Source organism: Aeromonas sp. FDAARGOS 1414 (assembly GCF_019047065.1).
Taxonomy (GTDB): Bacteria; Pseudomonadota; Gammaproteobacteria; order Enterobacterales; family Aeromonadaceae; genus Aeromonas; species Aeromonas veronii_A.
Map to the genome: position 1 here is coordinate 1,453,022 of NZ_CP077210.1, position 14,356 is coordinate 1,467,377.

General features: G+C 59.1%; 12 protein-coding genes. 6 read left to right on the forward strand and 6 right to left on the reverse strand.

All coding sequences use genetic code 11. The annotated features are described in order from the left end of the window. Positions 1–15 precede the first annotated feature (15 nt). A complete protein-coding gene (locus I6L44_RS06475) occupies positions 16–288 on the reverse strand; it encodes an acylphosphatase (protein WP_005345583.1) in 273 nt (90 codons plus the stop codon). An 82-nt stretch (positions 289–370) separates the two neighbouring features. Between I6L44_RS06475 and I6L44_RS06480 the strand changes: the two genes are divergently transcribed. Beyond that, positions 371–1,801 carry a methyl-accepting chemotaxis protein gene (locus tag I6L44_RS06480; RefSeq protein ID WP_216953604.1) on the forward strand — a complete coding sequence of 477 codons (1,431 nt, stop codon included), beginning with the start codon at positions 371–373 and terminating at the stop codon, positions 1,799–1,801. 129 nt (positions 1,802–1,930) lie between these two features. Here the strand turns inward: I6L44_RS06480 and I6L44_RS20560 are convergent, their stop codons facing one another. Beyond that, the gene (locus tag I6L44_RS20560) at positions 1,931–3,499 is read right to left on the reverse strand and encodes a flagellin (RefSeq protein ID WP_201932066.1); all 1,569 of its coding nucleotides are present in this window, start codon (positions 3,497–3,499) and stop codon (positions 1,931–1,933) included. 293 nt (positions 3,500–3,792) lie between these two features. Here I6L44_RS20560 and I6L44_RS06490 point away from each other — a divergent pair, with 293 nt between their 5' ends. Continuing rightward, positions 3,793–4,986 (forward strand): class I SAM-dependent methyltransferase, encoded by a 1,194-nt coding sequence (locus tag I6L44_RS06490; RefSeq protein ID WP_005336736.1) that lies wholly within the window; start codon positions 3,793–3,795, stop codon positions 4,984–4,986. Between the two features lie 333 nt (positions 4,987–5,319). Beyond that, the gene (locus I6L44_RS06495) at positions 5,320–6,504 is read left to right on the forward strand and encodes an acyltransferase (RefSeq protein ID WP_216953605.1); all 1,185 of its coding nucleotides are present in this window, start codon (positions 5,320–5,322) and stop codon (positions 6,502–6,504) included. Between the two features lie 34 nt (positions 6,505–6,538). Here the strand turns inward: I6L44_RS06495 and I6L44_RS06500 are convergent, their stop codons facing one another. Then, on the reverse strand, positions 6,539–6,967 hold the full coding sequence (locus I6L44_RS06500) for a GNAT family N-acetyltransferase (protein WP_047440108.1): 429 nt from the start codon (positions 6,965–6,967) through the stop codon (positions 6,539–6,541). 405 nt (positions 6,968–7,372) lie between these two features. On the opposite strand from I6L44_RS06500, the gene selD reads away from it, so the two are divergent. From selD to I6L44_RS06515, 3 genes are read left to right on the forward strand one after another with little or no spacing between them, the layout of a single operon-like run. Further along, entirely contained in the window at positions 7,373–8,410 is a 1,038-nt protein-coding gene (gene selD / locus I6L44_RS06505; RefSeq protein WP_128815504.1) for a selenide, water dikinase SelD, read from the forward strand. Further along, entirely contained in the window at positions 8,407–9,522 is a 1,116-nt protein-coding gene (mnmH, locus tag I6L44_RS06510) for a tRNA 2-selenouridine(34) synthase MnmH (protein WP_167556447.1), read from the forward strand. The genes selD and mnmH overlap by 4 nt, the downstream gene beginning before the upstream one ends. 22 nt (positions 9,523–9,544) lie before the next feature. Beyond that, positions 9,545–10,189, forward strand: coding sequence for an MBL fold metallo-hydrolase (locus tag I6L44_RS06515; RefSeq protein WP_216953606.1), 645 nt, complete (start codon positions 9,545–9,547; stop codon positions 10,187–10,189). A 189-nt stretch (positions 10,190–10,378) separates the two neighbouring features. Here I6L44_RS06515 and rnd read toward each other — a convergent pair whose 3' ends face one another. The 3 genes from rnd to I6L44_RS06530 form a co-directional block, all read right to left on the reverse strand. After that, a complete protein-coding gene (gene rnd, locus I6L44_RS06520) occupies positions 10,379–11,491 on the reverse strand; it encodes a ribonuclease D (protein WP_216953607.1) in 1,113 nt (370 codons plus the stop codon). A 108-nt stretch (positions 11,492–11,599) separates the two neighbouring features. Then, complete coding sequence (gene fadD / locus I6L44_RS06525; protein WP_302054526.1) at positions 11,600–13,276, reverse strand: long-chain-fatty-acid--CoA ligase FadD; 1,677 nt, start codon at positions 13,274–13,276, stop codon at positions 11,600–11,602. 198 nt (positions 13,277–13,474) lie between these two features. Beyond that, on the reverse strand, positions 13,475–14,353 hold the full coding sequence (locus I6L44_RS06530; RefSeq protein ID WP_064336012.1) for an alpha/beta fold hydrolase: 879 nt from the start codon (positions 14,351–14,353) through the stop codon (positions 13,475–13,477). Between the last annotated feature and the right edge of the window lie 3 nt (positions 14,354–14,356).

The window sequence follows — 14,356 nt, forward strand, 5'->3', positions numbered from 1 at the left end:
CTCGTCTCCGCCCTTTCAGTTGGTGTGAAAGCCCTGACCGGTGGGCGGCAGCGCCTCCTCATACTCCATCCGGGTCACCCGAGCGGTGCGTGGGCCATGCTCCAGCCAACCCAGCATCATCTGCACCCCCTGTGCGGGACCGCTGATGAGGATCTCCACCGATCCATCCTCCAGGTTGTAGGCATGGCCCCGCAAACCCAGTTGCAGCGCCCGCTCACGGGTGAAATAGCGAAATCCCACCCCCTGCACCTGCCCCCACACCCGAATGACAAACGATTGCTCTCCCATTTCTCACACCTTCCGCTTAAGAAAAAAATTCCCGAGACGATAATGTGCCCGACACTCTATCTCTGCAGGATGCAGCTCCATTATGAAAGAAGTTAAATTCCGGTGGGTTGACCGCTATCTCATTCACCTCACCATCAGTGAAAAATTCCATATCGCGTTCTGGTTACCTCTCTTCATCATCGCCTTCCTCAGCTGGTATATGCTGGCGGCCAGCCATCAGCAGGAGATCTCCCTGCGGGTAGCGCAGTTGCAGCAACGGGTCGAGACCACGGCGCAGCTGGTCAGCCAGCAGCCCACTCTGGTGTTGCCTGCTGATCTGCGTCTGACCCAGCAAGGCAGCAGCGGGTTGCAGCAGCAAGGAGATCACTACCTCTTTACCGCGCCAGCGGGTCAGGCAGGCTACGTCACCGGTGATCTTGACACCGGCAACCTCTCCATGTGGGAAGGTCAGGGCTCGACCCTGCTTCTGATCGGCGCGCTGGCCGCCCTGATGGCGCTGGTGATCCACTATATGATGACCTTTGTGTCCGGAGCGCTTTACTCCACCAACAAGGCGCTGCAAACCGTGGCGGACGGCGATCTCACCTTCCGCCTCAACTTCTTCCCGGTACGCGACGAGTTCTCTACCCTGGCGGGCAGCATCGACCGCTTTACCGACCGCCAGCATCAGATCGTCAAACTGGTGGAAGAGTCTGCCGAAGCGCTGACCATGGCCGCCGACGAGTTTCGTGACCATGCCCGCGAAGGCGAGACCATGGCGCGTTCCCAGCGCCAGCACATGGATTCACTGGCCACTGCCATGGAGCAGATGTCGGCGGCGATCCGCGAAGTGGCGCGCAATGCCAACGACACCCTGCAGCAGACCCGCCAGTCGAGCGAAGAGGCGGCCAATGGCGCCAACCGGGTAGCCCGCACCATCGAAGCGATCCGTACCCTGGCAGACGAGATTGGCAACGCCTCCGGCGCGGTCGAGCGGCTCACCCACAATGCCAACCGGATCAACGAGGTGGTCAACGTCATCAACGCCATCTCCCAGCAGACCAACTTGTTGGCCCTCAACGCCGCCATCGAAGCGGCCCGTGCCGGTGAGCAGGGTCGCGGCTTTGCGGTGGTAGCGGATGAAGTACGTACCCTCGCCAGCCGTACCCAGCAGGCTACGGTGGAGATCCAGCAGATGATCGAAGAGCTGCAGACCGGTACCGGCGCGCTGAACGAGATCATGGAGAAAACCGTGGGGCGTGCCGCCAGCAGCCAGCAGCTCATCAGCGAGGTGGGGCTCGATATCGAGAAGCTGAGCAACCACAGCGATGCGGTACTGGAGATGAGTACCCAGATCGCCACCTCCAGCGAGGAGCAGAGCTCGGTCGCCGCCGAGATCACTCACAATCTGGATCAGGTACGCCATGAGGCGGCGCAGGTGGAGGAGTCTGCCAGCGCCTCGGTAGCCGGTACGCAGGGACTTAAAGCCACCGCCAGCGAGCTGACCCAGGCACTCAAGGGGATCACTCTCTGACGCTGCCGAATAGCATCCGGCAACAAGAAGCAATAAGAAAAGAGGCCACCCATTGGGTGGCCTCTTTGTCTTTATGGATAGTGACCATGAATGATAGCGACCAATTGCTATGCCAGCTGGCAGTCCCGCTCAGGATTGCAGCAAACTCAGGGCCGCATTGGGGCGACTGTTTGCCTGACTCAAAATCGAAGCACTCGCCTGCTGCAAGATTTGGGTGCTGACCAAGCGAGCCGATTCCACAGCCATGTCGGCATCCCGGATCCTTGAGCGGGCAGCGCTGAGGTTCTCATTGGCATTGGCCAGATTGCGTACCCGTGAATCCAGCGCGTTGGCTTGGGCACCGAGCCGAGCGCGCTGAACACCCAGCTGTTTCATACCCACATCCAGGGTTTTGATGGCCCTGCTGGCGTTGTCTTCACTAAGAACATCAATATTATCAACGGTATATTTCTTCTTGTCCTCTTGATAAAAGCCAAGCGCATGCAAGCTGGATCCCTGCATATCAATATTGGAATACTTGTCGCCTGATGAGCGCAGCTCCATCTGACCGATATACGTCGTCGATGTAACATCGGGTAGCAGAGAGCTCAGAGAGGAACTACTGATCACCGGAGGCGCCGGTGGTGCTGGCTGCGGAGGGGGGGTTGTGCCATTCGCCAGCGCAAGGCTGTTCCCCTGAGCGCTATGCATGGTCAATGAATTGCTGGCGGGATTGCTGTTGTTGGAGGCACTCACATAAAAACCCAGACCTGCCGATTGCGCAGTACTGTTGATGCGTTGAACCACGGTTGCCATGATGGCACTATTTTTTGCTGTCGGATTGACCGGATCCCATCCGGTCATATCAATGCCTGTGGTCAAATCCACAGAGTGACCCGCCACATCGATATAGGAGGGTAATGCGGATAAATCGACCGCGGAGGCGACTGAAAATGGCAGTTGTTGCGCTTGTACCGGCCCCTGATTATTGGGAAAGGTGGTGCCATTAATATCTGCCACGAACGCTTCCAGAGTTGAATAGTCCTTGTCAAAAGTGACGCCATTAAGGGTGATAGGCTGAGATGAAAGCTTGAGATCAGCAATGTCATACGCCCCTGGCTTGCTTCCTGCCGGACTGCGCGCTCGCCACTCCATCTCCCCCAGATTTTTGGTCTGGGCATTGAGATCGGTAATGACGGTATTCTGTCCTGCATAGGCACCGACCAAGAAGATACCTTCGTAACTCCCCGCCAGCAGGTCCTGTCCGGCAAACCGGGTACCTGTGGCAATCCGGTCCATCTCCAACTGCAGTTGCTTGAACTCAGCATTCAGGGCTACGCGATCCTCTGCCGTATTGGCACCGCTTCCCGACTGCAGTGCCAGGGTGCGCATCCGCTGCATCAGGTTCACCGACTCATCAAGCGCCCCATCGGCGACGTTGATCACCGAGATCCCATCATTGGCGTTGCGAATAGCGGTGTTGGTCCCGTTCACTTCACTGGTGAGGCGATTACTGATCTGCAAGCCTGCTGCATCATCAGCGGCACTGTTGATGCGCAAGCCGGATGAGAGTCGTCGATATACCGAATCCAGAATGTTGGATGATTGACCAAGATGGCGAGAAGCATTGAGGGCAGAAATATTGGTAGCGATGGAGAGGGACATGGACAGCTCGATACAGGAAAGATTCAAAATGGTCTTCCCCACTATCGACATCATCAAATGACTCTTTAGCGAAAATCACTATAAAGTAAGGTTAAAACGCTTTATTGACTACATTGTGCACACATAGCGACCAGCACTGAACAAAAAACAAGCACAACCAACTGTGACATATAAGATAAACAGCGTGAAACGCCAACATTGAGATTCTGCAAATCTTGCATATGCAACACTCGGGCGTTGTCCAGACGTACAATTCGTCACTCTGCCATATACCAGCAAAGGCTGGCTTAGCCGCACTATTGCACATAGAATGTGGCCCCTTTTCTTTCTACCATCGGCAAACATCCATGAGCGCTTCCATCTATCTCGTCAAAGGCCGCGAAAAATCCCTGCTGCGTCGCCACCCCTGGATCTTCTCCAAGGGGATTGAGCGGGTTCAGGGCAACCCCATTGACGGCGATACCGTCGAGATCTATGCCAACGATGGCAAGTGGCTCGCCCGTGGCGCCTGGTCAGGCAGCTCCCAGATCCGTGCTCGGGTCTGGACCTTCGACAAGGATGAAACCGTCGATCTCGACTTCTTTATCCGTCGTCTCAAATATGCGCAGGAGTCTCGCGATCCGCTGATCAAGCGTCAGGGCCTCACCGGTTACCGCCTCTGCGCCGCCGAGTCCGACGGTCTGCCGGGTCTGACCATCGACCGCTACGCCGATTTTCTGGTATGCCAAATTCTCTCCGCCGGTGCCGAGTTCCAGCGTGAGCTGATAACGCAGGCACTGCGTACCCTCTACCCCGAGTGCAGCATCTATGAGCGCTCCGACGTGGCAGTGCGCAAGAAGGAAGGGCTGAAAGAGCGCACCGGCGTTATCTATGGCGAGACCCCGAACGAGCCGGTGGTCATCGAGGAGAATGGCGGCGTCAAGATCCTGGTGGATATTCGCAACGGCCACAAAACCGGTTTCTATCTGGATCAGCGGGACAACCGTCAGGCTGCCGCCAAGTACACCGAAGGCAAGCGGGTGCTCAACTGCTTCTGCTACACTGGTGGGTTTGGCGTTTATGCCCTCAAGGGCGGCGCCAAGGAAGTGGTCAACGTCGATCTCTCCCAGAATGCGCTGGATATCGCCCGCCAGAACGCCGAGCTGAACGGGCTGGATACCAGCAACACCCAGTTCGTCCGTCACGACGTGTTCAAGCTGCTGCGTGAATACCGCGAGAAGGGCGAGAAGTTCGACGTCATCGTGCTGGATCCGCCCAAGTTCGCCGAGAGCAAGGCGCAGCTGCTGGGTGCCTGCCGTGGCTACAAGGACATCAACATGCTGGCGTTCCAGCTGTTGGCGCCGGGTGGCGTGCTCTTGACCTACTCCTGCTCCGGCCTGATGGAGCAGAGCCTGTTCCAGAAGATCGTTGCCGATGCAGCGCTTGATGCCGGTCGCGATGCCCAGATCCTGGAGCTGCTCTCCCAGGCCTCCGATCACCCTATCGGTACCGCCTATCCGGAAGGCTTCTACCTCAAGGGTCTGGTGGTACGCGCCCGCTGATCGGCAACCACCCTCCCCTTGTGATCAATCAGGCCCCTTGCGGGCCTGATTGTTTTGCCCGCGCCGTATAGGCCTGAATGACCACCCTCTCTGCTTTATTGGTGTTTCCTCTCCTCCTCTTTCCCTACCTGCTCTCCACGGCTTCTCTGTTTAAATTTCATTGCACAAAAGCTGCACATTTATGATTCAAATCACATCCGTATGACTCTCTTTTCCGTAGTGTGATCCCGCCTGCGGCAGCCAAGCCGGGGCAACCGTCCCGTCAGGATTGATGGGCGGTACAACAACAAAGATCGATGTCAGGCCAAGCTGAACATCACAAGGGATCCCGTTATGAATCAATCATTGCCGCTGTTAACGCCGCTGCGGGGCATCGCTGCCCTGATGGTGGTGCTGTTCCATGCCCGATTATTGCTCTTTCCCCAGTGGATGGAGTCGATAGCAGGCCACACCCAACTCATCGAGAATGGCTACCTCTGGGTCGACCTGTTCTTTATTTTGAGCGGCGTGGTGCTGGCCCATGTCTATGGGGAGGCCTTCACCCGCACACCCCGCACCGTGAGCTATGGCCGTTTTCTCTGGCTGCGGCTGACCCGCGTCTATCCCCTCTACCTCGTCACCCTGCTACTGCTGGTCGGCTGGGAGCTTTACAAGGCGCAGCACGGGGTGGGCTTCTACGCCGGCCCCTTGTTCAAGATGTGGGAGTGGGAAGGGATGCCCCCCTTCGGCTCCCCCTTCACCCCGGCCGAGGCGCTGCCGAGCGCCTTCCTGCTGCTGCAGGTGGTGACCGATCACGGATTGACCTGGAACTTCGCCGCCTGGTCGCTCAGCGTGGAGTGGATCAGCTACCTGCTGTTCCCGCTGCTGATTCCGCTGGCGGTCACCCGCAGTCGCTGGAGCCATCTCGCCCCCCTGCTGGCGCTGACGGTGCTGGCCTTTATCGTGCACAGTCGCGGCACCCTGGATGTCACCAGCGGCGTGCTGGCGGTGGGGCGCGGAGTGAGCGAATTTGTGCTCGGCCTGTGGCTGCTGCCGAGGGTCAAGGCCGCGGAAAACTTCCCCATGATGAAGCGAGATCTGCCGCTGCTGGTCGCCTTTGTGCTGCCCTTTGCGCTGATGCAGTTCACCATGACGCCGCAGCTGACACTGCTGCTGATCGCCTCCTACGTGCTGCTGATCTGGATTGCCGCCTGCCAGGGCAATCGCCAAAGCCCGCTGCTGCGCCTCCTGGATAACCGCTTCACCAACTGGCTGGGGGATCTCTCCTACTCCATCTACCTGCTCCATGCGCTGGTGCTACTCACCGGCTGCGAGCTCATCCACTATCTGGCGCCGGGGATCACCGAGTGGTGGTATGGCCAGACCAACCCGCTGCTGGGGGTAGTGGCAACCTTGCTGATGCTGGCGGTGCTGATCGGGCTCTCGGCGTTGAGCTACAACCTGCTGGAGCGACCACTACAACGGCGCCTGCGCCGCTGGGGCAAGTCACGGCAACCGACGCTGGAGCGGGCCGGATAAGTTAATCTCGCCCTGCCTGGATGAGTTGACGGTTTTATGCCAACTCATCCAGTACCAGTTCATCCAGACTGCTCATCACCCAGGCGCTCGGGTGCTGGCTAAATCCGAGCTTGGGGTAGTACGCCACTGCCTGCGGTGCGGCCAGCAGGATCAGCTTGCAGCCCGGCTGCAATTGCAAAAACGTCTCGCGAATAAGGGCTTTGCCAATCCCCTGCCCCTGCACCGACTCGGCCACCGCCAGATCCGAGAGGTAGCAGCAAAAATGAAAATCGGTCACCGAGCGGGCCACACCGACCAGGGTCTCGCCCTGCCAGGCGGTGATCAGCAAATTGGCGTTATCCAGCATGCCCTGCAGGATGGCCGGATGGTCCAGCGGCCGTCTCGCCCCCAGCGAGGTCTGCGCCAACAACGCCGCAAACTGCGCCGTGGTGATGGGGTGGTTAACCAAAAATGTGGTGGTCACTAAGCTCTCCTGTTGTAGATCGGCGGTTGCGTGCTTTTGGTCTCTTTGGCGTTCTTTTTGCTGCATCTGTACTGCAATCAATCAGCCAGCGCCGGATCCAGACAGATGACAGGGAAGTGAGGGCAATTCCCTGCTGTTTATGTGAATTCCTGTTCGAACCCCAAGGGGCAAATGTGGCATAATGCCCCGTCCTGTGGCCCTTGGCGGGGCTGCGCTGGCGCACCTTGTCGCCCTTTTCTTCCCCGTCCGGCCTGGCGGTCCTTCATAACTGCCAGTCATCGCTGCCCCTGTTGGCACCGAGGCCACCCATATTTGCGGCTTCTTGTCCTTCTCTCTACAAGGCCGCCCATTGACCAAGACGGCTCCACAGAGCCTCTGCTCTGTTTGCAAATAAAAGGGGTAAGTATGTCTTCCATTCGTCTGACCCAATACAGCCACGGCGCTGGCTGCGGCTGCAAAATCTCTCCCAAGGTACTCGACACCATACTCAAGAGCCAGATCCCGGGCTTCAACGACCCGACCCTGATCGTTGGCAACAGCAGCAAGGATGACGCGGCCGTGGTCGATATCGGCAACGGTCAGGGCATTGTCTCCACCACCGACTTCTTCATGCCCATCGTCGATGACCCCTTCACCTTTGGCCGCATCGCCGCCACCAACGCCATCAGCGATATCTACGCCATGGGCGGCAAGCCTATCGTTGCCATCGCCATCCTCGGCTGGCCCATCAATACCCTGGCGCCGGAAGTGGCCCAGCAGGTGATCGACGGCGGCCGTCAGGTATGCCACGAAGCGGGCATTTCGCTAGCCGGTGGCCACAGCATCGATGCCCCCGAGCCCATCTTCGGCCTCGCGGTCACCGGTATCGTGCCCCTGGACGCCATCAAGCAGAACGACACTGCCAAGGTGGGTGACACCCTCTATCTGACCAAGCCTCTTGGTATCGGTATCCTCACCACCGCCCAGAAGAAGGGCAAGCTGAAGCCGGAACACGAGCAACTGGCCCCCAACGCCATGTGCACCCTCAACAAGATCGGTCAACGCTTTGCCGAGCTGCCGGGTGTCCACGCCATGACCGACGTGACCGGTTTTGGTCTGGCGGGCCATCTGCTGGAGATGTGCGAAGGATCCAATGTCAGCGCCCGCCTCGACTTCAAGGCACTGCCGCTGCTGGATGAGGTGGATTACTACCTCGCCGAGGGCTGCGTACCGGGCGGGACCCTGCGCAACCACGACTCCTACGGCCACAAGCTCGATGCCATGGACGATCGCACCCGTAACATCATGTGCGATCCGCAAACCAGTGGCGGCCTGCTGGTCGCAGTGGGTAAAGAGAGCGAAGCCGAGCTGCTCGCCATCGCGCACGAAGCTGGCCTTGCGCTCTCGCCCATCGGCCAGATCAAGCCCCTTGAGGGCTCCCGCTTTATCGAGATTGTCCAATGAGTGAATTGCCACTGGCCACGGACTACGCCGAACTCTTTTTGGACGATGTGCCGTTGATTGATGTGCGCGCCCCCATCGAGTTCAAGGAGGGGGCCTTCCCCTGCTCGACCAATCTGCCCTTGATGACAGACGATGAGCGCGCCCAGGTGGGGACCTGCTTCAAGAAGCAGGGTCAGGCCGCCGCCATTGAGCTTGGACACAAGCTGGTGGGGGGAGCAGTACGTGCCGAACGACTCGAAGGCTGGCTGGCGCAGTTGCGCCAGCAGCCCGATGCCGTGCTCTACTGCTTTCGCGGCGGCCTGCGCTCGCAAACCGTACAACAGTGGCTGGCTGATGCGGGGGTGACTCGCCCCCGCGTCGCCGGAGGCTACAAGGAGCTGCGCCGTTTCCTGATCGACACCCAGGACAAGGCCTCTGCCGAGTGTCGCTGGACTGTGCTGACCGGCATGACCGGCTCCGGCAAGACCCATATGTTGGACCACGTAGCTCAGGCGCTCGATCTGGAAGGACACGCCCATCACAGGGGCTCCTCCTTCGGTCAACTGCCCGGCGGCCAGCCCAGCAACATCAACTTTGAAAACAACCTCGCCATCGAGCTGCTTAAACGCCGCCATCGCGGCGAGCAGACCTTCGTGGTCGAGGATGAGAGCCGCCTGATTGGCCGTTGCTGCCTGCCTCTCTCCCTCCATGAAGCCATGAGTCAGGCACCGCTGGTGGTGGTGGATGTTCCGCAGATCGATCGGGCCGAGCAGATCCGTGAAGATTACGTGCACGATCTCTGGCTGCGCTATCAAGCCATGTATGGCCAGGAAGCCGGCTGGCCGCTGTTTGCCGCCTACCTCACCGATGCGCTGGCCCGCCTCAAGCGCCGTCTTGGCGATCAGGCCCACCGCGAGCTGGATGCCCTGATGCAGACCGCCCTCACCGAGCAGGAAAAGAGCGGCGATACCGCGCTGCATCTGGCCTGGATCACGTTGCTGCTAACCCGCTACTACGACCCCATGTATCTCTATCAGCTTGGCAACAAGCAGGAGCGCATCGTGTTTCGCGGTGACAAGCAGGCCTGCCTCGACTATTTCGCCGAGCAGCATGCCAGCGCGCTGCGCGGCTGACCCATCCCAAGAGAGGAACTCTATGTTGAAATTCGAGGTGATCCCGGTCACCCAGTTCGCCCAGAACTGCTCCCTCATCTGGTGTGACGAGACTCATCAGGCGGCCCTGATCGATCCGGGCGGCGAAGCGGACAAACTGCTGGCCGCCATCGCCAAACGCGGCCTGACCCTGACCCACATCCTGCTGACCCACGGTCATCTGGATCATGTGGGCGCTGCCGCCGAGCTGCGGGAAAAAACCGGCGTAGCCATTACCGGCCCCCACAAGGAGGACGCCTTCTGGCTCGACATGCTGCCCGAGCAGAGCCAGATGTTCGGCTTCGCCCATACCCCCGCCTTCACGCCGGATCGCTGGCTTGAGCAGGGTGACAAGGTGCAGCTTGGCCAGTGCGAGCTGGATGTCTACTTCTGCCCCGGCCACACCCCGGGCCATATCGTGCTGCTCTCCCAAGCCGAGCAGCTCGCCTGGGTTGGCGACGTGCTCTTTGCCGGAAGCATCGGCCGCACCGACTTCCCCCGTGGCGATCACGGGACGCTGATAAAGTCGATCACCGAGACCCTGCTGCCGCTGGGTGACGAGATCGTCTTTATCCCGGGCCACGGCCCCAGCTCCACTTTCGGCCGCGAGAAGGCGAGCAACCCCTACCTGACCCAGCCTATCTGGTGATCAAAAAAGGCAGCGGTATTAGCCGCTGCCTTTTCTTCTCTGCTCTCTTTTTCATTCTCGATTCCTGCCATCCGACCTGCCACGTCCCACCTGCGTTCCACATTTCAGCATGCCCATTTGTCTCTTTCGCCCAATAAAAATCCCCACCCGAGGGTGAGGATTGATTTATAGGTGCAACCGTCTGGTGGCTTATTGTGCCAGCAGGTGACCTACCAGCTCATGACGCCACCCTTGCAGCAGCATCGGCTTGTCGCTGCGGGCCCGCTCTTCATCGTTCATCCGCCAGCTCCAGGTGAAATACTGGTGAATGATCTTCTTGCTGGCAATCAGCTCGGGCGGAATATTGCTCGCCTTGGCCTTCTCTTCCACCATGGCCTTGATGCACTTGAGCTCGGCCTTGTACTGGGGGAAGTCCACCAGTCGACGAATGGGCTCGGGCCAGCTGTCAGGATCGCTCTGCTGCGCCTTGGCGACGATATCGAGCATCCGCTTGCCGTGGATCTTGATCTCGATGGGCGAGAGGCCGAGCTCGTTGAGATCCCTCAGGGAGGCAGGACGACGCTCTGCCACCTTGAACAGGTGCAGCTCTTTGACCACAAAGTTGAGGGCCAGATCGCGGCGCACCGCCTCTTGCTGGCGCCAGGCGGCCAGCTCGCGCAGAATGGCGAGCTCGCGGCGACCCAGTTGCCAGGCGTTGACGATGTCAAGATATGCCTGACGGGGATCGCTACCCTGGGTCTTGCGGGCGGAGTGGTTCTGACACTCCTGCTCGAACCAGGCAAACTTACCGCTTTCCCGCAGTTTGGCCATCACCTTCTCGTAGAGCGGCATCAGGTAGAACACATCCGCCGCCGCGTATTCGAGCTGACGTGGCGTAAGCGGGCGGGCCAGCCAGTCGGTACGCGCCTGATCTTTTTCCAGCTCGACCCCGAGGAATTCGTTCACCAGCGCACCAAAGCCAACCGAGACGCCGTAACCGAGAAAGGCGGTAGCCAGCTGGGTGTCGTGCATCTGGTTGGGCAGGTGGCCCGCCTGATGCTGGATAAGCTCCAGATCTTCGCCAGAGGCGTGCAGGATGGCGATCTGCCCTTCCTTGCCCAGTCGTTGCCAGAGGGCGGAGAGATCCAGCGTCAGCGGATCCAGCAGCGCCAGATGCTCGCCGTCATAGATCTGGAACAGGCCAAGCTGGGGGTAGTAGGTACGGGTGCGAACGAATTCAGTATCGATAGCCAGGGGAACGTCGGCCAGAGAAGCGAGATACTGCTCAAGTTCGGCTTGCTGAGTGATAAGTTGATAGTGCATCTGTGCCTGCGCGGTTGATCAGGGCCAAAAAGAAAAAACCGTGGGATGACCCACGGTTTTGCATAACGACGGTGCTGGTTTGCAGAGGCTTCTGCAGCCGCAGTCCGGTTATTGCTTGGCAATCTCCTCGTCGCGCAGTACGCGCCGCAGGATCTTGCCCACATTGGTCTTGGGAAGTTCGTCACGAAATTCTACCAGTTTCGGCACCTTATAGGCAGTCAGATGTTTGCGGCAGTGGGCAATAATCTCGTCCTCCTGCAATTTTGCATCTTTCTTGACCACAAAGATCTTCACCAACTCGCCGGAGACCTTGTGTGGCACACCGACAGCGGCCACTTCCAGCACTTTCGGGTGCAGGGCAACGACATCTTCGATCTCGTTCGGATAGACGTTGAAACCGGAGACCAGGATCATGTCCTTCTTGCGGTCAACGATCTTGAAGAAGCCCTGCTCGTCGCACACCGCGATATCACCGGTACAGAGCCAGCCATCCTGCATCACTTCGGCGGTCGCCTCGGGACGCTGCCAGTAGCCCACCATCACCTGCGGGCCGCGCACCTGCATCTCGCCTGGGGTGCCGAGGGCGTGGATCACCTGACCGTTGTCATCCACCAGCCGGATCTCGGTAGAGCAGACCGGCAGACCGATGGAACCGTTGTAATCAGTCAGATCGTAGGGGCAGACGCTCACCAGTGGCGAACACTCGGTCAGGCCATAGCCTTCCAGCAGCGGGGTATCGGTCAGTGTCTTCCACTTCTCCGCAACCGCGCGCTGCACTGCCATGCCGCCGCCGATGGTGAGCTTGAGCTTGTCAAAGGCGATCCCCTGAAACTCTTCGTTGTTGACCAGCGCATTGAACAGGGTGTTGACCCCGGTAATACAGGTGAAGGGGTACTTCTTGATCTCTTTGACAAAGCCTGGGATGTCGCGCGGGTTGCTGATCAGCAGGTTGTAACCACCGATGCGCATAAAGAGCAGGCAGTTCACGGTCAGGGCGAAGACGTGATAGAGCGGCAGCGCGGTGACCACGAACTCCTTGCCGCGCTCCAGCATGGGGCCGTAGACGCCGAGGCATTGCTCGACGTTGGCAATCATGTTGCGATGGGTCAGCATGGCCCCTTTGGAGAGGCCGGTGGTGCCACCGGTGTACTGCAGGAAGGCGAGATCGTCGTTGGTGATCTCCGGCTTGATGTACTGCAGGAAACGCCCCTTGGAGAGGGCCTGACGCATGGTGGTGGCGTGGGGCAGATTGTATTTCGGCACCAGCTTCTTGACGTACTTGACCACGAAGTTGACCAGGGTGCCCTTGGCCAGCCCCAGGTTGTCACCCATCCGGGTCAGGATAACGTGCTTGATCGGGGTGTCGTAGACTACTTTTTCCAGGGTATGGGCGAAGTTGGAGACGATGACGATGGCTTTGGCACCGGAATCTTTGAGCTGATGCTCCAGCTCGCGCGGGGTATAGAGCGGGTTGACGTTGACCACGATCATGCCGGCGCGCAGGATGCCGAACACGGCGATGGGGTATTGCAGCAGGTTAGGCATCATCACCGCAACCCGATCCCCTTTCTCCAGCTTCAGCTCGTTTTGCAGGTAGGCAGCAAAGGCGCGGGACTGCTCTTCCAGCCGGCGGTAGGTGATGGTTTGGCCCATGTTGACGAAGGCGGGCTGATCGGCAAACTGGGTCACCGAGGATTCGAACATCTCGACCAGGGAGCTGTATTGGTCTGGATTGATCTCGGCGGGGACCCCTTCCGGATAACGTTTCAGCCAGACTCTTTCCACAAACTTCTCCTGCATAACTAGCACCTGTGCGCTCACTGTGTTGCCTCCGTCCCGGTTCACATCCATTTTAATCGGTTGTTTTAAGCTGATGCTCTAATGCCGCACATATTTACACAGCGCAACATCAATTAACAGCAAATTAACAACAGAAAAATGTGAGGGAGAAAACAAACCTGGAATTATTGAAAGCTGGCGATTCTACCGAACTTGACAAAACTTTACGATACAAACGGCCGTATCAACCGAATTTTCCATATGAAAATGGTGGTTTCCACCCAATATGACCCGCTCGATCTGCTGGAAGGCATCCTGACGGGCCTGCCATTGGGCTTCAAGCGCAGCAAAGCCCTGCTCCCCCTGAATCAACAGCACAGGACAGCGGATAGCCGCCATCAGCGCTCGGGCTTGCCCTTCGCTCATTCTCAGGGGCGACAGATCCCGCAAACGGGGGTCGCTGCGCCAGTGCCAGCGCCCTGCCCGCTCTTCAAGCTGCCGTTCACAGATAAGACGCGCCGCCTGCGGCGTGATATCCGCCACCTTGCAACGGGCGGCGACAGCCTCATCGATGGAGGCAAAGCCGTTGGCACTGCGCTCCCGGGTGCGACTACGGTTTAAAATCGCACGTCGCAGCTGGGCAGGTACCTCCTCATCGGGCTGACTGAGCGGGCCCAGCCCCTCCAGCATGATCAACCGCTCCACCTGTTCGGGAAACACCCCGGCATAGGCGGATGCGATCAGCGCCCCGAGGGAGTGACCGAGCAGAGTGAAACGCGACCAGCCCGCCGCCTGCACGATCTGGTAGAGATCGTCCAGCCAGTCGACAAAGACATAGGGGGTGGCTTTGTGATCGGAGTGACCGTGCCCCGGCAGATCGACACAGATGAGGTGAAAATCCCCCAGATGCGGCGCCAGCGGCAAGAAGCTGGCACTGTTGTCGAGCCAGCCGTGCAGGGCAATCAGCAGGGGTTTGCCCTGCTGAGCCTGACCCGCGAGTTGATTCTCAAGCAGGGCCACCTGCCGACCATCTGCCAAGGTGAGCAGACGTTCGTGCAGAGTGCTTTTGATGCTCTTGATCATGGC